Here is a 21,975-nt window from a genome sequence, read left to right as displayed (position 1 = left end):
TGCGCAATGTTTATGTTAAAAGGTATTATAGCAACTTGCGAGCCACTCCGAATGCTACGCTAGAGCATGAGCATTTGACTTTAGCAAGTTGGGGCAGCGTCAGCAGAGCGTCGTATGGCCGCGTAATTTACCTAAGCTCGATAGCTTCTGATTTCTTAACTCAATTCCAAGGGTGAACTTTTTATAAAGCTGAGTGATTTTTACATTGTGAATGACAAACAGCTAGTAATGAACACGCTTCAAGCACTGCTTTAAACGGCGAGCTTGTATGATATTCGCGTGGAAGTCGAAATTCTCGAGAGGATCAAGTCTGGCAGCAGGCAGCCCGAGAAGGCCACCTGCAGAGGAGAGCCTGTCATATTTGCTAAGAGCAGTATTCCATTGATGCGTATTGTTGTTTGTTCGATCAGCACAGTTGGAGCTAGATTATAAGAATCATTCATTACTCATATCGATTTGAGTGAATCGAATCCCATCTAAATAACTCTCTCTTCCTGCTTCAAAGACGACGCCAATTGAATTGTCTGGAAATTTAATCATATCTGAATAAGCACTACGTCCCGCATAGATCATGAGTGGTGCCGACCATATCTGATTGCTATTAACGTTTACTTGATGCCTAATACTCAGTCCGGCGCGTCTGGTTGCAGCATTTTCTGCAAAACTACCACTAGCTGGATATGTGAAGTATAATTTATTGATACTATCGTCGAATAATACCGAAGATTGGCAAACAGTGGCTCGTAATTCGTAATCGACGTAATACGGGTCGAATGTTTCCCCGCCATCATGGCTAACTGCCACGTGTCGATAGTCACTCTCTGGCATCCCCATTGGTGGACGAATGGTCATTAAGAGATCTCCATTTCCGAGTTCCGTAACCATGCTTTCGTCACCACCGGTCATACCAGTCCCACCACCATGCCATGTCGTACCATTATTATCACTGTAAATAATCGCAGAAGCAAACTGCCTGGCATTAGGTGGCCCAATAATATACCAACCAGGGATGATGATACGGCCTGCATATGAGCCTGATTTTAATATGATTCCGTGTCCCGGTCCGGGGTGGAAATTATGCCAAGATGAAGGTAGATTTGTTTTGTTGATTTCCGTTGTAGTCCAAGTTGCACCAGAATCATTTGAAGTCATTAGCCATAGCTTATAGTTTACATTATTAGGGTCGGGAGTCTGAGTTTTTCCCCAATTACTTGGTATTACTTCTTGAAATATCAGGTGTATATTGCCTGTGTTTTCGTCGAGAACTGGTACTGCATTGTTGAATGAATGACTAGATCCGTTTCCTTTTAGAACTTGTATTGATTGCCAAGTACTACCGCTGTCTAATGAGCGACGTACGACCATGTCAATGTTACCTAAATCACTAGAATCATTCACGCGGGCTTCCGCGAAAACTAGCACTGTTCCATCTAAAGCTCGTATGGCTGCAGGTAATCTATAGCAAGCGGTGTTATTTTCACCTGCTGCAAATACCGTTGAATGGCTTTGCCATAATAAGCTCCCCAAAATCGATATCTCATCTATAGTTGCTTCGCCTGATTCCACGCCAATCGCGACTTCACCATAGGTGTCGCGTCCTAGCTTATAGTCGTATATTAAGTTATCGTTTAACCATATTTTGAATACACTATTAATGGATGCTAACTTAAAAGTGAAGTTATTGTTGTCTGTGATATCATTGTCAAAAAAGTAGCTAAGTGGTCTATGCAAAAATGCATTGCTACCTTCGTTCCCTTCACTCAAGAGGGTGGAACTAGTTCCATCAAATAAGAAGCGGTCCGCGCCAAGATCTATATAAATTTTGCTATTATCGACGTCGGTACTATAGATTTCGAATTCCAGTTCGAAATCGCCGCTGGCCAGTTGGTAAGGTAGCACATACTCTTTGTTTTGGCTGTCCAAGTTTATATCCGCAGTGTAAGTGTGGCTCTCTGTAGGTGCAGGGTCGAATACTTCTACGTACTGGGCCTCTAGTTGCGATGCCTTGCCCATTTGTTTAATACTTATTCCGGATTCTAAATCTTTACCATTTTTGTAGTGGAGAAATAGACCATCTATTTCAGGCACGGTTAGTTTACGTTTCCAAAAAGCCAATTCATCGATCTCTCCTAGAAACATTTGCGTTGATTCCAATTCTCGCCCTCCTAGGGTCAAGGACGACATGCCTTTTCGATTCTCAATAATTGAATCAGATGGGATCGTAGTACTTGGATGTTCTGCATCCAATGGAGTGACTGAAAGGCTAATTCGCCCATTCGAGCAACTTGCCACAACCAGAACCCACTCATCTTTGTTCACGACTCGATTGCTAAAGACTTGGGACTGGAATTGGTTGTCTGCTTCACGGACGAGAAAATCTAACCTTTTATTTGCTGGTGAGTAACCTATCCACCAGAGACGTTTATTCACATCAACAGATGCTTGGGCTAATATGATTTGATAATCTGTCTTGTCTGAGGGACGGCATAACAAAGAAATACTGAAATCATTTGAGTCGGCGATAAAGGATGCATCTTCAGCACTCATGGTGCTATCATTGGTAGCACCATCTAGGTGTAATGCTTGCCCCCAAAGACTGTTGACATACGAATACCCTGAAAGTTCTAGAGCAGGAGCAGTCGAGATATTGTTACTGCCGTTGTCGCCATTCCCCTCCATTGAGTAGCTCGCTGAGAGTGCTGGGTCCCCAGGTATCTGTTCGTTTGCCACCCCCCTAGAGTATACATCCAGAACTTCATTTTCAGAAAGTGCGCGCTCCCAAATTGCAAATTCTTTAAACTCACGAGCTGAAGGGGCGGGATTATTCGCAGCTGGTGTTCCGTATCCTTGACCTCCAGGGTTTGCGCCTAGAAACAGTGAAGTTGACGCGCTACCAAAAGCAGTATTTGCGATTGTATTAATTGCATTAGTGACTCCCCCTCCTCCAGATATTTTCCAGTTGTTACTGACAGCACCTGGAGTTGCTCCACTGGTCTGCCCATCCAGATAGGCTGTCAATACTCCTAATTCGTAATCAAACACCAAGGTTAGATGATGCCATTCTGCAAGACTGATTCCATCGAAATGCATTCCTAATCGATTGATTCCGCTTAGTCCATTCTGTAGGCCTCTCACAATGAGTTGACTGCGATTTAATGAAGCGCTAAAACCAGGTGCATAGGATGAATGATTACCAAAACTTAAAAGGTTTTGAAATACTCCGACCATTGCATCTGTCTTGAACCAGAAGCTTACGCTAAAACTTGAATCAACGATGTTCAGCATCTCATCTCCGAAATCTAGGTATGAATTGGGGGCTATTAGAGAGGTGGATTCTGCAGTATTAAATGTGTTAATTGCGCTACCATTTCGGTTGCCCATACGATCTTGGATTTCATATGAGTCGCAATTTACCGTCTCAGCATTTAGCCTCCAATTTGATATTAAACCTCTGCCTGGTGATGCTTTAGATATGGGCGGGAGTATCGCAACAAGGGTTCCGAGTAAGAATAATTGGATTTTTAATTTCTTGTTTATTGTCATGGGTATTTTGTTTGCGGGGAAGTCGAGGATTTGCATTATTTAAAGTTCGACCGACAACTGCTTATTTTAGCGATTGAACCGATGCACCTTCTATATAATCTGGAAATACAAAGGTATTTTTACATTCGTAGTGTCCTTGCTTGATCTGAGTGTCTAGAGTGCGCGCTAGACCACTTGCAAATACAGTATCATCTATTACGTATTTTGATGGTAGGGGAAGTAAAAGATTGAGAAAGCCGTGATCTTTTAGTGAGATGATCGAGATTTCTTGCGGGATAGGCCGCCCTAATTCTGCCGCAGTGATCATGACCAAGGGGACATCTTTTGCATGAGATATTATCAAACCTGTTATTCTAGGTGTGGCACTTAGTATACGCTGTAATACTATACGTTGAGATTGTGGAGTTCCTTTGTGTCTGAAGATGATACCATCTGAACGTGTTGCGCTTGATATTGCTTCATTAAAGCCGGATTCACTTAGTAAATCACCTGCCAAGCCTGATTCTGGGACAAGGAAGGCTATTCGCTCGTGCCCTATGCGAAGTAGCGTATTCGCTGCATGGCGACAAACGGCACGATTATCTACATCGTATGCAGCCAAATTGACCCCTTGTTGTAAGGAACCAATCACTACAGCTGGCAATTTGTTCTGTGAAAACCAATTTTGAAGCGGTAGGGAGGATTGGTGCAACATGCATGCATTTATCGAATGTCGACGAATGAGAGATTTTAATTTATGATCGAGCGACTTTCCACTAAGCTGTGGTAGATACAATAATTCCAGGTCATAGCCACGTCGTCTGAGTTTTAGTTCTAAGGCCTCATACCATAAAGGATATTCATAGTGTGTGAAAAAACTACCGATTGGCAGTGGAGTTAAAAATGCGACTACTTTTGATGGCGGGGGGGATTCGGTTATATTTCGGTGGACTATGCGGGTGGATTTTCCTTGTTTTTTGTTGAGGATGCCTTGATTGATCAATTGAGTGAGTGCTGTGCGTAGAGTTGATCGGCTGACTCCAAGTTCTTGAGCTAAATTGCGCTCGCTGGGTAGTGTGTCTCTCCACCTGCCAAGATTGATCAATTTTGAAATCTCATCTGCTGTCCGATCTGCTAGGTTTTTCTTTAGATGAAGGGGCATGTCTTTTGGGGGGGATTGTAGCGATCAACTCCCAGGAATCATCAATAGTGAATCATGTCTCGTTGAGTCGAGCCATCCAGTTGGATGGCTCGACTCACATATTTTGATACTAAATAGAAGCCATGCAACTAATTTTCTGTTTGAAGGCTATGCCATAGATTCTCCTTTTTTAGTTCAGAGCGAAGGTTCGTAATAATCGCGTCGGATACGTTTGTTTGTGGTGCGCGATAGGGGCCGCAATCGCAGCCGAGCACGCGCATCATACTTTTCCCTCCTCCGTGCTGATCGGCGATTTCTAATACACGGTTAGCTCGGTTCTGCCATATTCGCGCTTCATCATACTTGCCCGCCTCAACGGCTTCAATGATTTTACAAGAAAGTGGAGATCCGTAGTTATAGGTGGAGCCGATTGCAGCACGTGCGCCGACTGATAAGCTTGGCAGTAACATCTCATCACGCCCGTAAAGAATGTCGTATGCCCCATCTTTACATTGCACACATTCGGCATAGTCCGCCAAGGTTTCATGGGTGTATTTCAATCCGCGGAAGTTTGGAATGCGTTCCGTTGCTTTACGCAAGATTTCTAGTCCAGAAGCTGTCATGCCCGTCAATGCCGGAAAGTGGTAAAAGTAGAAGGGCAGGGAGGGAGCGGCTTGCGCGATACTTGAGCAGTAATCGACTAAGCCGTCCACAGTTGTCGGTTTGAAAATCAAAGGTGCCACGGCCGTGATACTATCGGCTCCTAGTTCCTCTGCTTGACTGGCGAGTCGCTGCGCTTCGCGCACAGAAACATGTCCGACGTGTACGAACACCTTTAATCCCGCTTTACGCTGTGTCAGCCAAGCTTCAGATAGCTGTAATCGCTCATCGGTTGTCAATGAGGGCCACTCTCCAGTAGTGCCTCCGATAAATACGCCTTTGACACCTCGTGTGATTAGGAAGTCTCGTAGTTTTGGGATACGATTAATCGCTAATTCGCCGTTATCTTCGAATGGCGTAAGCGCTGCTGCAATTAAGCCATGAGTTTTGTTGGATGAGTTTGATTTCATAATAACTGTATATTTAGATTGTAGAAAGATTAATTGATGTCTTGGTCGATTTATATGGAACTGCCTAAGTTGCAGGTGGAGGTTCGGCATCCTTGAGTGCTTCGGCTTTTAATGCGGCTTCTTTACCTAAGAGGTCATATACGACCAGGCCGTTCACTTGTTCGGAGCGTGGCGCAGGGAAAAGGTAGCTGAGCGCGTAGCCCCCAATGCAGGTAGTCGCTACGCCAAATACGATTGGCCATGCAAAACAGACCGATTCTCCTGTTGAGCTTTTTAAAAAGTAATTCACCCAGATTGTAACTGCCGCTCCAGACAATGCGCCGATACCAGCTCCCCACGCGTTTGCACGACGGGTCAACATGCCTAGTAGAAATATTCCCAGCGATGGCCCTGCAAAGAGTCCAAAGACTGCCACCGATACTCGTGAGATGTTCTCTGAGGCTGTTGCACTGATGAATATTGCTAAACCAATTGAGATGAAGCTCCATGTGATCGTCCAGATGCGTCCCCATAACACTTTTCTCTTTTCTGTTAACGGTTTGTGGCTGAAGCGCATTTGGAAGTCAGTCAGGGTCACAGTCGCAAGGCACTGAATGCCTGAATTGACGGTCGAGGTGATCGCTGCGACCAACACCGCAACCAGCAAGCCTGCCAATCCCATGGGCAATTCGTTGATTAAGTAATGAGGGAATACTCCGTTGACACCAGTCGTGCCCAGGTCGATATAATCGGGATACTGTTGGTAAAAGGCATAGAGGCCGAGGCCGACAAACATCATGAGCGTTCCGATGGGAATGGAACCCAGCACTCCCACCCACATCGCTTTGGAGGCAGCCTTGGCAGAGGGTGAACTTAAATACCGTTGCACGGTTAACTGGTCGGAGCCCTTTTGAGCCATTGCATTGAAGAATAGTCCAACGAGTAACGGCCAAAATGCTGTCTTTGTATAAAGACTCCAAGAGAAGTATCCTTCGTCCTTTAGGTAGGAGAAATCTTTGCCGTTCTCAGTCGCGATTTGCCATATCCCGCTGATCCCTCCGTCGACTTTGCCGATTACCGCAATCAACAGCCAGGTGATACCTATGTAAATAACACCCATCTGAATGGTATCTGTCCAGATCACTGCACGAGCTCCTCCCATGAGCGAAAATAACCCTGAAAAGAGTCCCGCTGCTATGATGAGCATTATCATATCGACGCTGTTGCCAAAGGCAGCAGATAGCACGATTCCGGAAGAATATAAGACTACGCCCAAATAGAGACCACGGCCCATTAGGAAGAATAAACCTGAAATGACACGAATCGGCATTGAGAAGCGACGCTCTAAGTATTCATAGGCAGTCATGATTCCTGTGCGTAGAAACACAGGAATGAATACCATCGATATAATAATACCGCTTAGGATGGAAGCGATCCACCAGATGCCCGTTCCCTGAAAGCCATACTCAAAGAACTCAGCGACGCCACCTGTTAAGCTAATAGTACTGAATAGGGTGGCCAAGATACTCATCCCGACCGCCCACCAAGGCACATTACCTGATGCGACTAAATACTCTTTCAAGGTCTTTTGTCGGCCCATAAAGCCGCGGGAGATCATCAGCATGATCAATCCATATACCAGGACGACTGCTGTATCAATGAGTCCTAATCCGTTACTCATGTGTGTGCTCCTTGTGATTCCAGCGTTGCACCCGCGCGTTTTGCACTTCGCCGACTGTGAGACTTGTGACATCTTTGGAGATCGTCAATGAGTGCGGTACATCAAACCCGCCGTCGCCTGCTCCTTTATGTCCAAAGGATTCTAGAATTTGGCCAGCAAGTGTCATGACTAGAACGCAGTGCGTTTCTGGCCCCATGACAGTAGAGACGTAAAGTAAGCCGTCGCTTCCCATGTCTAAGCCGTAAGGCTGTCCAACATTGTTCCACTCTTCTATGAATGTGCCATCCATTTCGAAGATCTGCATGCGTTTGTTGTCGCGGTCGGCTACGATGACTTTATTATCTGTGATGACTAAGTTGTGTGGATGGCAAAACTGCGACGGTCCATTACCAGGTTCTCCCCATGCAAATAGAAACTCACCAGCAGGATTTAGACAAACGATCCGACTGTTGCCGTAGCCATCGCTGACATAAATGTTCCCGTTGGGAGCTATGCAGATGTCGGTCGGTTTGTAGAAATGCTCATCGTCTAAGCCTGATTCACCTACGGTTCCGAATACTCGTAAGATTTTTCCCTCAAGTGAGCATTCGTAAACTACGTGGCTTCCAATGTCAGTGATGTAAACTTTATCGTCAAAAATGCGCAGTCCATGTTTGTCCACTATGAAGTTTCCCCATCGTGCGATCTCTTTGCCTGAGGCATCGAGCACATGTACTGCTTCATCGTCGCCTCCGCAGGCGTAGAGATTACCCTTAGAGTCGAGATCAATTCCGGTGACTTTGATCATATCCTGATTCGCAAAAGCACCCCAATTGGGATCTGGATGCCAGTGGGAGAAATCAGTGTTCGGATTCGCCGCGTTTATGTAACTGGATAACGATCCAATTAATAAAGTGAAAGTTATAACTTTTTTCATAATATAGAGTCGGGGCGAGAGTTATGGCAGTATTATGTCATTGGTCTTGATCGTGCCGAAGCGTATGTCACCAATGTATGTGTCACGGGATGCCTCGAAGACGATTCCGAGTGTGTCCTGACCTATTTTCGTTAGGTCAGAATATCCACTACGTCCTGCATAAATCATTTTCAATGGTCCCCATGCACCGGCTTCAGTTTTTGTTCGGACTGACAAGCCGGCGCGCCGTGTCGCGGCATCAGGTGCAAAGCTACCGCTGGCGGGATAGCTGAAGAATATTTGATCTTTCTCCGAATCGACTAAGATCGATGTTTGGCATACTGTTGCGCGTAGGTCTCGATCGATAATCGTTGGTTCGAAGTGATCACCTCCGTCGCGACTGATTGCAAAGTGCCGATAGTCGCTATCCTTATTCTCACGTTCGGGTCGAATCGACATCATCACCGATCCATCTGCTAGTTCTGCCACCATGCACTCGTCGCTGCCATCATGAGCCGTGCCTCCGATGCTCCAATTTATGCCATTGTCGTCGCTGTAAATCAGTGTTGAGGCGAAGCGTCTCTTTCCTTTGTCTGAGTGATAAACATACCAGCCGGGGATCATAATTCTTCCAGCATATTGACCGTTTTGTAGCACAATGCCGTGCCCTGGACCGGGATGGAAATTGAGCCAATCTTTAGTCATTTGATCCATGATGTTACTTACTGCAGACCATGTTATGCCATGATCGTCAGAGTACGTATGAAACAATTGATACTCGCCGCTTCCCCATTTTTTAGGATGGATGCGTTGAAATACCAGATGAATACGACCGGTTTCAGGATCAAGCACAGGGCAGGGGTTGCCACAGCTATCACCTGTATTGAGCCCCATAATTGTATGGATGGCTCCCCAGGTTTTTCCATCGTCCGTAGAGCGACGGAGCACTATGTTGATATTACCAATGTCTTTGTGATTGTCCTGGCGTGCTTCAGCAAAAATGAGCAACGAGTCGTCGGTCGCCTTTAAGAGTGCGGGGATGCGGTAGTGGGAGATACTATCTTCGCCGCGACTAAATACGGGGACTGATTGATCTTTGAGGAAGTTCCCCTTGGCATTGATTGATATTACTTGAATCGTTCCTTCGCGGGCGATGACTGCAACTTCGCCGTAAGTATCACGATTGAGGCTTCCTTGGTAGAGTTCAGATCCGTCGACTGAAAGTGTGAAAACTTGGTTCAACTGCTTCATTGTGATTAGAAAGGCCTTGTTGGATCTTAGCAGTTGATTGAATGTAGCATCTAATGGGTGGTCGATAAACGCGCGTGTGCCGTCGTTGCCAGTGTTGGTGACTTGCTGCGTTTTTCCATTGAAGACAAAGCCATCCGCACCGAGATCTATTTGGAAACAACTGTGATCTAGGTCGGGAGTGATTAATCTGAATTCAACTTCAAAGTCGCCCTTGGCTAATTGCATTGGAAATATGAATTCTGAATTCTCTGCTTCAGCCTTTAATATGTCACCCGCAACTTTGAGTGAGTTGAGGCTGCTACTGCTGATGGATTGTCGATTGGCAGCAAACGAATCAGCGGCGGCATTATGGGCGTGTCCGCCGACTAGTAGCGTCCAACTAAGGCCAAGGATTGTGATGAAGGGTGATTTAAGCATTTAGGTACAAGTAGACAATTCCTCAACTTTATGACTAAGTTGAGATGTTAATAGTAGTCTCAATCCTGCAATCGCTTGCAGGATCGAGATTCCGTGAAACTGGGATTTGGTCTTAGCGCGCGTTGGAACGGCGATGATAGGTGCGGCTACCTACTAGTGATAATGCTAATAGGCCAACAATCGTAGCTGTTGCCGATGGTTCTGGAATACTTGTGCCGTTTAGTTGATTAGTATACATTTCACCAATTTCGCTTGCGGAGAGTGCGCGATTCCAAAGACCGATTTCGTCAAGGTCACCTAGCATGCCACTTCTAGAGGTCGAAGTGCCTCCGAAGTTGAGAGTGTTGGCAGTCGGATTTCCGAAGCTCGTGCCTGTTCCGCTGATGGTGTTACTGGCGGCACCGCCCGCGCCCGATACCCAGTCATTCAATAGGGCTGTTCCGAGCACTGACTCTTGAGTCGTGCCGCTGCCTAGGCCGTCTAAGTAGCCAATGACGACGTTGTTTGTCTGATCAAATACTACGACTACGTTATGCCAAATGTCTGCCGATAATTTGTCATTGAGCCCGACCCCTACTTTTGCTGAATCTCCTCCCAATCCAGTATTTCCTCGGATTTGTATATCATCATTGTTGACTGATATTGAGAAACCTTGCTGGGCTGAAGAGCCATTTGCGATACCAGCAATTCTTCTGTAACCAGTCACAGAATCTAATTTGAACCAAACGCTTAATGTGAAGCTCGAGTCTATCGCTGAGATTACATTCGTCGCCGCGTTGTTGGTTCCCATATTAAGGTTTGAGAAGAAAGTTTCATCCGTGCCTGCTAAGCTCACCGCTTGGTCAATAATGCCTGTTGCCCCTAGGCTAGGATTTGAACCGGTTGGGGCTACCAGCGTGCCGTTTACAGTGCCGACGGAAGCCTGGATGCCACCACTCCCAGTTGCTGTGAGTCCATTGTCTAATGACCAGTAGTTGGTGAGGCCGTCAGTGTAGTCGGCCTGTGCTGTGCTGCACATTAGAGCGATTGCGGCCGAAGCCACTAGGAGTTTTGAGTTCGTTTTCATGTATTTTTTCATTCTATGTATGGGGTTGTGTTGTGTGATTAGGCACTGCCTCCTTCGGGTAAAGAATCTATAGATTGCTGTTCTTATTGTTTTCTATCAAAGGTGTATTGGGGGGTTGTTATTTCACCTTTTTCTGGATATACGAATTCGACATGCCCGTCGGCAAAAAGGAAATTCCAAGCAATTTGATTTTTTGAATTCAAGGTTTTGGTATTCAATGCACCCCATACTGCGTAATCGAGTCCGCCTTTCTCGGCCATCAGGACAAATCGCGATGGGCTTGCGATATCATTCATGAGTGCTCCCAGTGTTGCTCCTGTGTTACGTGTAAGATCCTGTGCTGAATACGTTATAGTCGGGTGAGTCGTATTGGCGGCATAGGCGCTCCCGTAAGTGTCGTAGTTGCCTGATTCATCGCTTGGATAGTTTGCGATTTCGCAAGGATCGTCTGGGCTCGTGATTCCCAAGTAGTAATTGAGGGGTCGAAGATCAGCTCCTGTGGCTTTATATATGCCATTGGAACCACGTTTGCCTGTCCATGAGTAGACACTGAATAGTGTGGTGCCCGGTGCTAGTTTTGGGGGGACTCTATTATTGTGCTCGAGCGCATAGAGACTAATTGCATTTCCCAATTGACGTAAATTTGAGGTACTTTGAGCGATACTGGTCCGACTGCGAATACTGCTTAGGCTAGAAATTAAGATAGCCGCAAGTATGGCTATGATTGCAATGACGACGAGTAATTCAATTAGTGTAAACCCGTGCATGTACTTTGTTTTTATTTGAGTCTTTGTGCTTGTTGTTTGGGGAGGGTGCATGAATTGAAATTGAATCTGTGGGGTGAAGACTTGGATACTTAGGGGATTGGGTGTAGTTGATTCTTCTCTAAAAAGGATGATTGTTTGTGAACAAAGTCAAAAGGCGACTGCAGGTGTATTAAAAATACCAGTTGGCGGGCTGGCCTCTTTTATTGGGGGGCATGATCGAACTTCGGGACAGTAACAGTAAAGAAGCGGAATTAAAGCGTATGGATGTTGTAAGTATTATGACATCAATTATTTAAGGACTGCTTTGTCATTGGTCGGTACGATATTCGCTTTTTTGAAAAGGTTATGCTATGCATTAACACGACAGCTCGGGAAAGGGTATCTGCTTTTCACTTTGGAGGCTCTGCATGACCCGTTATGCGGAGGATGCGGGCAGTGCTGTGCACGCATCTACGAGCAGAGGATCCGGTGCTTCCGTGACTGTGATCTGCTGGATCAGCGGTTGAGTTTGTGCCTGAGCATTCATCCGGTTTGTTGCGGGCGTTGTGAAACAATGGCGGAAGCTATCAACTAGCGATCGAAATACGGCAGGCAAATCTGGCGGTTGGCTCAGCAAGTCGAAGCGCGCGGCGAACGCTGCCAGCAAATCGAAGGGGGCGCAATGGTCTAGAGCGACGCCTTCGATCTGGAGGTGAGGATGTACTGTCTCAATGCCGCAATGGGCTATGGCCTTTCTATGTCATAGTTTAATGCGGGCGCGAAGTAATCCTTTGGCAAAGTCTAGATTCTGAAGGAGCGCTCAAAGAGCGATGACGCTGTTCAAGCATCGGGGAGGCTTTCACGCAGTAGCTCACAAGGTGGAGGCTGTGCCGTGAATCCAACATTAAACTTCTACTGCCTTTTGCCAAGAAATTCAGACGATGCATGTGTGGAATCATAGTTTCTGCTATATGCATTCCCCTATAAAATGACAATGAACCTTTTTTTTTCCCAGCGGATGCACGTCTCATTTCTTTGTAAACTATTGATTTAAGATGATCGTTTTGTGGGCGTCGTGCAGTGTGTTCTGTGTACGTTACTGTGTTTCGAATACGTATTATGGGGCCTCTTGTTATGTGTGCATTTGTTTTCTATTAAACTTTTGTGCAAAGGGGTGAGGTTATTATTATTATTATTTGTGACTAACTGGTATTTTTTTTACTCCTCCATTATTGGGTTGAGAATTCGATTATGGCTAGGAAGTTGATAAGTGAACCTCATCTTGCAGATTCCCTGCTTTTTACCTCTCAACAACCTTCCGAATATGACTGTCAAATTTTTCTCAGTGAATTCAATGCTACTGCTTTTTTTTGCATTATTACAAATTTGTGATGCCACGAATAATCCTAGTGCTACTTATTCCATGGAGGGGGATGGAATGAGTGCCATTCGTAATGCACCCTCCTTACGAATTCCTGGAGCAACGTTTATTGAGGGGCAATGGGGGCGAGCTTTGCATTTGGATGGAGCGACTAATTTCCTTGCCTTGGAGTCGCATCGATCTGCTGTGATCTCTTCTATGGACGATTTTAGTATATCCTTTTTGTTTCGTCCTAGGGACAAGAAAGGCTATCAGATTATAATGGCCCAGGCATCGCGAGAAGAGAGCGAACGCTTGTGGTGGATCGGTTACTCTGCAGGGCATGGTAGGTTAGATTTTCTCGTAAGAGAGGATGACAATCAGCTGCAGTCGCAAGTTTTCAGTAATCGAGTTGTCGAAGCTGGGAAGTGGGCCTTGGCCGTGGCGATTTGCTCAGATGGGCAACTGAGCCTTTCGGTGACGCCTATGGAGAATTTGAACCCTGCTGCAGTGATACCTGCGGTGCCGATTGTGAAACCACGTCAGGCACGTGCTCCACTCACAATTGGCGGGCGAGGGTTAGAGCCTAATATTGGAATGTTTCAAGGAGACCTTGATGAAATAGCCTTTTGGGAGCATGGCTTGACTGTTCCTGAAATAGACGGGCTTTTTCAATTTTTTAAAAATGGAAAGCGATTGAATCAGGGCATTGACATTAGCCAGCTCAGCGATGGTTCCGAGCTAAAGGAGCAATTGCTGCCGTATTTTCCTCCATCGCTTCCAGAGTATCTCGAAGTCCAGGATATTGATTTGAAAGCGTTCACTCAGGAGGATGAATACTTGTTGCCAGTTCAGTTAGCTAGTGGTGATTTCTCGTTGGAGTTCGAACTGAGCGCGCCGAAACTCGAAGAGAGCCAATTTGCGATTGATTTAGGTGCAGATCGTTTTCTTTTTGATGGCAAAGCGGGCACCTTAGTCAATGTTGGCAATGAAGGCACACATGTCTTTAAGAATAAACCTGTGAATTTTGATTTCTCCGATCTTTTACAATCGAATTCAAAATTCACCTTTAGGATCGAATTAAATCAAGAAAAATTAAAGCTGACACTAAATGGGATTGAAGTGTATGATTACATTTTAGGTCGCGATACCTACGGTGAGGTTGCTGTTGTTGCCCAACGCGGGGAGCTACATGTAGAACGTGTATCTGCTCATGGATCTTTTTTAAGAAGAGAATATTCGACAGTTTTTACGCCTGGTGAAGCTGATACTGACTCATATAGAATTCCAGCAATGGTTCGAGCCGCAGATGGCACGCTTCTTGTTTTTGCAGAAGCTAGAAAAAATAGCTACCATGATCTAGGGAACATCGATATGGTGGTGCGTCGCTCTTTTGATGAAGGGAAAACATGGGAGGCGATTCAAGTGATCCATGGCCTCGATTCGAATGTTAGCTATGTAAATCCCGTAGCAGTCTTGGACCCTAGCAGTGATCGGATTCATTTAATGTTTCACGGGGTGGTTGAGGATCAATGGGGAACGGGCAACTATCAGTTGTTTTATACCTATTCTGACGATCACGGATCAACTTGGTCATCGCTTCGTGATGTGCGTGCACAGATGCCAGAGAAATGGCTTAGCTTTCAGCCTGGACCTGGGCATGGCTTAATTCTCCAGCAAGGGGAGCATCAAGGGCGTATTGTGGTGCCTGGATGGTATGTCTATTTGATTGAAGGGAAGCGCCGATTTGCCTCTGCAGTTATTTACAGCGATGACCATGGTGCGAATTGGCGTGCTGGTGGCACTGGTTTGGACGGTGGAGACGAGTGCATGGTGACAGAGCTCGAAGGTGGCAAAGTATTAATGGCGATTCGTCCGCCCATGGGGACAGCGAACAGTGACTTTCGCCATTTCGCGTTGAGTCAAGATGGCGGGGAGTCTTTTGATCCACACATCGTTGATACTGAATTACGCTCTGCCGTTTGCCAGGCTTCAGTATTGTCGGTTAATAATGGTAAGAAAGTGTATTTCACATACCTAGGTAGTGGAAATTATGCAAAGAATGCGTTTCCTCGTCGAGCAGGATTAACTATCAGAAGCAAAGTGATCGGTCACAGCTGGTCGGAGCCTCGAATGATTTATTCGGGTCGTAGTGGCTATTCGGATATGGTTGAGCTGACAGACGATAGAATTGGCGTCGTTTTTGAAGGCGGTAGAAGGTCTTATATTGGTGAGATTCGTTTTACAGTAGTCGACCGGTTGTAGTCTATATTAATCAGTACCATAAAAATGTCTAAATCTATAAGTTCTAATCATAAAGTGGCTCCTCGTAAAATCTTCTATGTGCTAAGTACGCACTGGGACCGAGAATGGTATCAAACCTTTCAGGATTATCGTCGACGTTTGGTTCATCTACTTGATGGAGTGATCGATGACCTTGAGTCTGGCGATTTAAAGGGGGCATTTACCACAGACGGGCATACGGCTATGATCGATGACTACTTGGAAGTGCGACCGCATCAGCGCGACCGAGTAATGCGTTTGATTCAAGATGGATCGATCAAAGTCGGGCCGTGGTTTGTCTTGCCAGATGAGTGGGTGGTCTCTGGTGAATCACTCATTCGAAATTTGCAATTAGGACGTAAGCAGGCCAAGGAATGGGGTGGGCAGCCTTCAGATGCTGGAATTGTTTGTGACCAATATGGGCACATCGGTCAGTTGCCACAGATCTTTCAGGGCTTTGGGATTTCGATGGCCTTCGTCTGGCGCGGTCTGGAGCCACGTCGTTCCGCGCATGTCCGCTGGGCTGGGGTAGATGGAACTGAGATTATTTGTTATCGTTTTGGGCGGAATGGATATGTTGATTATGCGACTGATGTGCGTCGAGTGATGTCACGTGAGCGTAAGCCATTCGACGCTGAGGCAGCCAAAGAAGATCTCTCTAGTTATTTGGCCAAAGAGGCGGATCGGAATGCGATTCCACCGATTCTAGTTTATGACGGCGGCGATCATCTAGAGTATGAGTCAGAGCATTATAAACTATTGATGGACTATTCGCCGGGGGATAGAGATAATCAATTTGAAGTCATACATGCTAGCTTAGATGATTACATTGCCGATGTGCATCTAAACGAAGATGACATAAATGATCGAATTTCAGGAGAATTGCGGGAACCTGGGCGTTTGCCGCTTACTGATGACGCGCAGTGGTTTATTCCAGGGGCTCTTTCTAGTCGCATTTGGATCAAGCAACGTAATGCGCATTGCCAGACTTTGTTATGCCAATGGGCTGAGCCGTTCTCTGCGATGGCTAATCAATTCACTGGCGAGAGTGCTCAGAAGGTGGATGATTACTTGTCGCTGGCATGGCGCTGGCTTATTTTGAATCATCCACACGACTCTATGTGCGGTTCATGTATTGATGCGGCACATGATGATATGCGCTATCGGTTTGCGCAATCTGAACAGATTTCTACCACACAGACGGAAGAATCCTTAAAATTACTGGCTGCGTCGGTTCTAGGTGAGGTGGCTGCTAACGAAGTGCGTGTTCTCGTTGCGAATCCATTGGCGCGTGCGGTCGATGAGCCCATCGATTTGGTCTTGCAACTTCCTGAAGCTTGGGGGTGCTTTAACGAATTTTTTGGCTATGAGCTGAAGCCAGCCTTCCGTATTTATGATGCTGAAGGGCAAGAATTGCCATATCAACTATTGGCACAAGCAATGGATCGCAAGAAGAAGCGCATTGATCCAATCAAGTTTCCTGCTAGCTATAAAACGAACGACGTCTCTGTTTGCGTACGCTTAGAGATTCCTGCTGTTGGGTATACGACCTTAACTGTTCGTGAGGGGGACAGCAAATCTGGAGCTACGCCCAAAGGGGGTGAAATTCCTGCGATTCGTCATTCTCAATATCCTGGACTTGCGACTAGCGGAAGCTCTATGGAGAATGAATTTCTGAGTGTGTTCATTGAACCTAATGGCACCTTATCGATTACGGATAAGCGTAATGGTGAAGTTTATTCGCGTCTGCTTTCATTTGAAGATGTTGCAGATATTGGTGATGGTTGGTACCATGGTCCCGTGGTCAATGATCGGACATGTGTTTCTTTGGGGGCATCGGCTGATATCAGTTTATTGCATAATGGAGCCTCCGTTTGCAGCTTCCGAATTTGTCTTAAAATGAACATTCCGAAGCGATACGAGCTACCTGGTCGTGTGCGCTCAGAGGAACTCGTTAGTTTAGAAATTGAAAATACGATCACTTTACGAGCGGGATGCTCTCGTCTTGAAGTGCTCACGGCTGTGAATAATGTGGCCGAGGATCATCGGTTAAGACTGATTTTTCCTACAAATGTAACTGCAGATCATTATTATACGGATGGGGTTTTTGACGTTGTTGAACGTCCGGTTGCACTTCCGGAAAATAATCATTTGGGGCGTGAGCCAGCGGTTGAGACGGTGCCACAACAGAGTTGGACAGCAGTGTCGAAGCAGAAGCGCGGGCTTGCTGTGATTTCCAGTGGATTACTTGAATCAACCGTGCGTGATTTACCAGATCGCCCGCTTGCACTTACTTTGTTTCGGGCCATTGGTCGCACATTTCTAACAGATGGAGAGCCTGGAGGGCAATTGCGCGGGCGGATGGAATTTCCTCTTTGGATAGTGCCATTTGATGGCGAACCGGATCGGCGTTCTTTATGTGACGCTGGAGTGCAGCTCGCAGCATCATTTAGAAATGTTCAATTGCATTCCGAGGATCTGAGTATTCTGCGAGAGGCTTTTGTGTCATCTCAGGCTTTGCCGGCACCGGCCTCCACTTCTTTTATTGCAGTCGATGGGCATGTTGCGCTCACCAGTTTCAGGGAGTTGGTGTCTGGCTGTAAATCACGCGTATATGAATTGCGCCTTTTTAATCCATATTCAAATGCCCGTGAAGCATTGCTGCATTTTCCACATGGAAAATCAACTGCTATACGCGTCGATCTAGATGGGAATACTATTGGAGATTTTGGGAGCTTTGAACAGACTTTAGCTGTCTCGTTTAAAGCGAAAGAGATCATAACACTTCGCATTACAAGCGATTAACTCACTAAGTACCTGCTAATTATGAAAAGATCTGAACTAAATACCCTAATTCAAAATGCTGAGTCTTTGTTGCAGAAGTATTGTTTTCACCTGCCTCCATTCGCGTTTTGGACTCCTGAAGATTGGAACGCTCGCGGAAGTGAGGCGGACGAGATTCGCGAACAACAACTAGGCTGGGATATTACTGATTTTGGTTCAGGTGATTTCTCGAAAGTCGGCTTGCTATTGTTTACCTTACGCAATGGAACATTCGAGGAGTTGGACAAGCCGCTAGGGAAAATATACGGAGAGAAGCTTCTGATTGCAGCAGCGGGGCAAGTGACTCCAATACATTTTCATCATCAGAAAATGGAGGACATTATCAATCGAGGAGGTGGGCGATTGGTTTTACAATTGTGGAATTCGAATGACGATAACAGTCTGGCTGATTCGCCAGTGACTGTTAGTCGTGACGGACTTTCAATCACTTTGGATGCAGGTCAGGAATTAGTTCTGACGCCTGGAGAATCTGTCTGTTTGCCGCAGCGCTTATACCATACTTTTTGGGCTCATCAAGATTATGGGCCAGTTCTCATCGGCGAAGTTAACCGCGTGAACGATGATCGGATTGACAATCATTTTTACGAGTCAGTCGGGCGTTTTCCTGAAATCGAAGAGGACGTGGCACCTTTGCGCTTATTGACGATTGATTACCCGAATTTTGCGAATGCCTAAACTTTACATTTAATGCCATATATTACAAATCGTAAAGACGTACTAGATGCTTTTGAGGATGCTCGTATGAATGGTTGGGTGATTCCCGCCTTTGGAGTCGAAAATTCGACGACTATTGAGGCAGTGCTTTCAGCAGCGACAGAACAGGCTGATCATTTAGGTGCGCCTAATATGCCTATCATGCTAGCTGTGACGAATCGTTATGTCGAACGTACGCAATCTACTTATTACACGCATACGCGCGATTGGCGTATCGGGTTGGATTTAATTTTGGCCGACCTTGAGATTCTGACGAGGCCTGGTTCGCCTTATGCAAATCTGCGAGTGATGCTACATTTGGATCATATTCAGCATGATATTGATGTGGAGCTGTGGGAGGGAGATCTGAGTCGGTTTTCATCCATTATGTTTGATGCTTCGACGCTGTCATTTGAGCAGAACATTATCTCCACTCAAAATTTTTTTGCTGATCGCAGTCAAGAGATTGTGATTGAAGGTGCATGTGATTATGTTGGTGCGCCAGGCTCACAGTTGACGAGTGTGAGAGATGCTGAACGTTTTTATAATGAAACAGGCGTAGATTGGGTAGTTGCCAATCTTGGTACAGAGCATCGAGCTGGAGTCTCTGAATTGGCTTATGCGGGCGATCTGGCACAGCAAATTAGTGACACAATTGGGGCAAGACTGGTACTGCATGGAGCATCATCAGTTGCACCTGATTCCCTTGGGAACTTAGCGAGCGATGGGATATGTAAAGTCAACCTATGGACTGCATTAGAGCGCGACTCTAGTCGTGTGTTAATGCATGAAATGTTACGTAACGCGTCACGAATTTGTGGTTCAACGACTGCTGCCGATTGGGTTGAAAATGGTCTGCTAGGGCCCGCCGCAGAGGTGGATGCCCCTCTTGCTTTGAGTCACTTCACGACTGAATGGCGACAAGGTCTTGTGTTTGAGACAATGAAACAGCAGATCGCCAAATTTTTACGCATTTGGTATCCTCAGTCTAATGTCAGATAGGCGATGAGCACTCTAGGCTTAGATATTGGAACGAGTGGCTGTAAGGCTGTGGTGTTTGATGATTGCGGTCGGCAGCTATCTTCGGCGCGTCGTAATTACAAAGTGATTTCACCACAACTGGGGCAAGCTGAACTTGACTCAGCAGCTGTGGGAGATGCTTGTCTGTCTGTTATTAAGGAAACTGCTGGCTCATGCAGCTCAGACCCTGTTTGTAGTTTAGCAATATCCAGCCAAGGGGAGGCGTTTACATTGTTAGATGAGAAAGGTCAGGTGCTGGCTAATGCAATGGTTTCTTCGGATCAGCGTGCGGTGGATGAACTAGACTCCTGTCCGATCTCCACGGAAGCTCTGTATCGAATTACAGGACATACACCTCACCCGATGTTTAGTCTTTTTAAGTTATTGTGGTTGCGGCGCAAGCGACCAGACATCTTAGACCGAGCTCGGTATCTTCTTTGCTTTGAAGACTATATCCATTATCGATTGGGACTTCAGCCTGCAATCAGTCATTCATTGGCTGCTAGAACGATGCTTTATGACGTTCGAGTTCAAAATTGGTCGCGAGAAATTTTAGATACTGTTGGTCTACGCATGGAGCAATTATCGCGGCCCCTTGAATCAGGGGCGGCTGTTGGACGTCTTTCTAAGTCAATGTCTGAAACCTTAAATTTAGCCACAGGAACAATTGTCGTTGCAGGTGGGCATGATCAAGTTTGTGCAGCCCTCGGGAGCGGGGCAGTTGATCCAGGGCAAGCGGCTCTTGGCTCTGGAACCGTCGAATGTATCACTGTGACCACCGCAGAGCCTTTTATCGACTTCAAGTTAATGCAGTCGAATTTATGCGCATACCCTCATACAATGACGGATCGTTATGCAACGCTTGCATACAATTTGACTGGTGGGAATTTGCTTCAATGGTTTCGGGATGAATGGTCCTCCAGAGAGGTAAATGCAGCCGAACGCAGTCATCAAGACGTGTATGAGCTGATTCTCGACGGAATGGCTACGCAGCCTAGCTCACTTTTAGTTCTGCCTTACTTTGCCGCATCAGGAACGCCGTATTTTGATAGCCTTACGCCAGCAGCGATTCTAGGTTTGCGCTTAGCTACTAGCCGCGGAGAGGTTCTGCGCGGTCTGTTGGAGGGCTTAGCGTTCGAACTGGCATTGAATTTTCAGATTTTATCCGACGTTGGAGTGTCAGTGCACGAATTAATTGCCACCGGTGGTGGCGCACGCAATCGCGCTTGGTTACAATTACGATCAGACATTTTTAATTTGCCAATTTCTGTACCAGAGTTGACCGAGGCAGGATGCTTGGGGTGTGCTGTGCTTGCGTATGCAGCAATTTCCGACGAGGATCCTACTTCATTGCTCAAACGATGGGTTCGGATTCGAGAAGTTGTGATGCCTATTCCGGAGAATGCGGAGTTTTATAGAACGCGACGTGATGCATATTTGGCTTTACGGCCGATGTTGCGTGCTTTCGAGGAAAAGCATGGCGTTATTTCCGAACTCTAAGGAGTGTCTGGAAATAAACACCAAAAAGAACTTGTACCAAGTATTTTGGCTTTTAAGTTATTGGTGTGCAAAATCTTAAATTTGAAATCAGGTGGCGTCTGCTCAAAGTTTAAATGCGTAATTTGGGCTCTACGAGAGTGCTCGAATCTCGCATATAGTTTGGATGCGAGAAAACTACCCAAGCGATCTGACAGACAAAGAATGGGCATTACTTGAGCCACTCATTCCCGGTGGTTCAATTTTGAGCCGGCCGCCGCGCTATTCGAAGCGCGACATCGTCAATGCGATCTTCTACTTGGTGCGCAGCGGATGCGCATGGAGGATGCTTCCCCACGATCTTCCACCTTGGCGTATCTGCTACCACTACTTCTCAAAATGGAAACACGAAGGCGTTTGGGAGGCGATCCATGACCGCCTCCGGGATATTGTGCGTGTGCACCACGGTAAAAAAAAGCTCCAACCGCTGCGATTGTGGACTCGCAAAGTGTTAAAACAGCTGATCACGGA

The 21,975-nt window shown here is 46.2% G+C and carries 14 protein-coding genes; 6 read left to right on the top strand and 8 right to left on the bottom strand.

Annotated features, from left to right (window positions below; all coding sequences use genetic code 11):
- Positions 1–435: 435 nt before the first annotated feature.
- From QEH59_RS16990 to QEH59_RS16955, 8 genes are all read right to left on the bottom strand, one after another.
- A complete protein-coding gene (locus tag QEH59_RS16990; RefSeq protein ID WP_308986581.1) occupies positions 436–3,579 on the bottom strand; it encodes a LamG-like jellyroll fold domain-containing protein in 3,144 nt (1,047 codons plus the stop codon).
- A gap of 25 nt (positions 3,580–3,604) precedes the next feature.
- Positions 3,605–4,684 carry a GntR family transcriptional regulator gene (locus QEH59_RS16985; RefSeq protein ID WP_308986580.1) on the bottom strand — a complete coding sequence of 360 codons (1,080 nt, stop codon included), beginning with the start codon at positions 4,682–4,684 and terminating at the stop codon, positions 3,605–3,607.
- Positions 4,685–4,812: 128 nt separating this feature from the next.
- The gene (locus QEH59_RS16980) at positions 4,813–5,733 is read right to left on the bottom strand and encodes a dihydrodipicolinate synthase family protein (protein ID WP_308986579.1); all 921 of its coding nucleotides are present in this window, start codon (positions 5,731–5,733) and stop codon (positions 4,813–4,815) included.
- A 64-nt stretch (positions 5,734–5,797) separates the two neighbouring features.
- A complete protein-coding gene (locus tag QEH59_RS16975; RefSeq protein ID WP_308986578.1) occupies positions 5,798–7,393 on the bottom strand; it encodes a sodium:solute symporter family transporter in 1,596 nt (531 codons plus the stop codon).
- On the bottom strand, positions 7,386–8,309 hold the full coding sequence (locus tag QEH59_RS16970) for a peptidyl-alpha-hydroxyglycine alpha-amidating lyase family protein (protein WP_308986577.1): 924 nt from the start codon (positions 8,307–8,309) through the stop codon (positions 7,386–7,388). The genes QEH59_RS16975 and QEH59_RS16970 overlap by 8 nt, the downstream gene beginning before the upstream one ends.
- A 21-nt stretch (positions 8,310–8,330) precedes the next feature.
- Positions 8,331–9,956 (bottom strand): sialidase family protein, encoded by a 1,626-nt coding sequence (locus QEH59_RS16965; RefSeq protein ID WP_308986576.1) that lies wholly within the window; start codon positions 9,954–9,956, stop codon positions 8,331–8,333.
- 112 nt (positions 9,957–10,068) lie between these two features.
- Positions 10,069–11,022 (bottom strand): LamG-like jellyroll fold domain-containing protein, encoded by a 954-nt coding sequence (locus QEH59_RS16960; protein WP_308986575.1) that lies wholly within the window; start codon positions 11,020–11,022, stop codon positions 10,069–10,071.
- 83 nt (positions 11,023–11,105) lie between these two features.
- The gene (locus tag QEH59_RS16955) at positions 11,106–11,789 is read right to left on the bottom strand and encodes a prepilin-type N-terminal cleavage/methylation domain-containing protein (RefSeq protein ID WP_308986574.1); all 684 of its coding nucleotides are present in this window, start codon (positions 11,787–11,789) and stop codon (positions 11,106–11,108) included.
- A 1,303-nt stretch (positions 11,790–13,092) separates the two neighbouring features.
- On the opposite strand from QEH59_RS16955, the gene QEH59_RS16950 reads away from it, so the two are divergent.
- From QEH59_RS16950 to QEH59_RS16925, 6 genes are all read left to right on the top strand, one after another.
- Positions 13,093–15,393 carry an exo-alpha-sialidase gene (locus QEH59_RS16950; RefSeq protein ID WP_308986573.1) on the top strand — a complete coding sequence of 767 codons (2,301 nt, stop codon included), beginning with the start codon at positions 13,093–13,095 and terminating at the stop codon, positions 15,391–15,393.
- Between the two features lie 24 nt (positions 15,394–15,417).
- Positions 15,418–18,216, top strand: coding sequence for a glycoside hydrolase family 38 N-terminal domain-containing protein (locus QEH59_RS16945; RefSeq protein ID WP_308986572.1), 2,799 nt, complete (start codon positions 15,418–15,420; stop codon positions 18,214–18,216).
- Between the two features lie 21 nt (positions 18,217–18,237).
- The gene (locus tag QEH59_RS16940; RefSeq protein ID WP_308986571.1) at positions 18,238–18,930 is read left to right on the top strand and encodes a D-lyxose/D-mannose family sugar isomerase; all 693 of its coding nucleotides are present in this window, start codon (positions 18,238–18,240) and stop codon (positions 18,928–18,930) included.
- Between the two features lie 12 nt (positions 18,931–18,942).
- Positions 18,943–19,950, top strand: coding sequence for a class II fructose-bisphosphate aldolase (locus QEH59_RS16935; protein WP_308986570.1), 1,008 nt, complete (start codon positions 18,943–18,945; stop codon positions 19,948–19,950).
- Positions 19,951–19,953: 3 nt separating this feature from the next.
- Positions 19,954–21,468 (top strand): FGGY-family carbohydrate kinase, encoded by a 1,515-nt coding sequence (locus QEH59_RS16930; protein ID WP_308986569.1) that lies wholly within the window; start codon positions 19,954–19,956, stop codon positions 21,466–21,468.
- A gap of 163 nt (positions 21,469–21,631) precedes the next feature.
- On the top strand, positions 21,632–21,975 hold a 344-nt coding region (locus QEH59_RS16925; protein WP_308986568.1), incomplete at its 3' end, for a transposase.

Source organism: Thalassobacterium sedimentorum (assembly GCF_031127905.1).
In the GTDB taxonomy this organism is placed as follows: domain Bacteria; phylum Verrucomicrobiota; class Verrucomicrobiia; order Opitutales; family Coraliomargaritaceae; genus Thalassobacterium; species Thalassobacterium sedimentorum.
The sequence above is the reverse complement of the archived record's forward strand: the minus strand, read 5'-3'. Positions and strand labels throughout refer to the sequence as shown.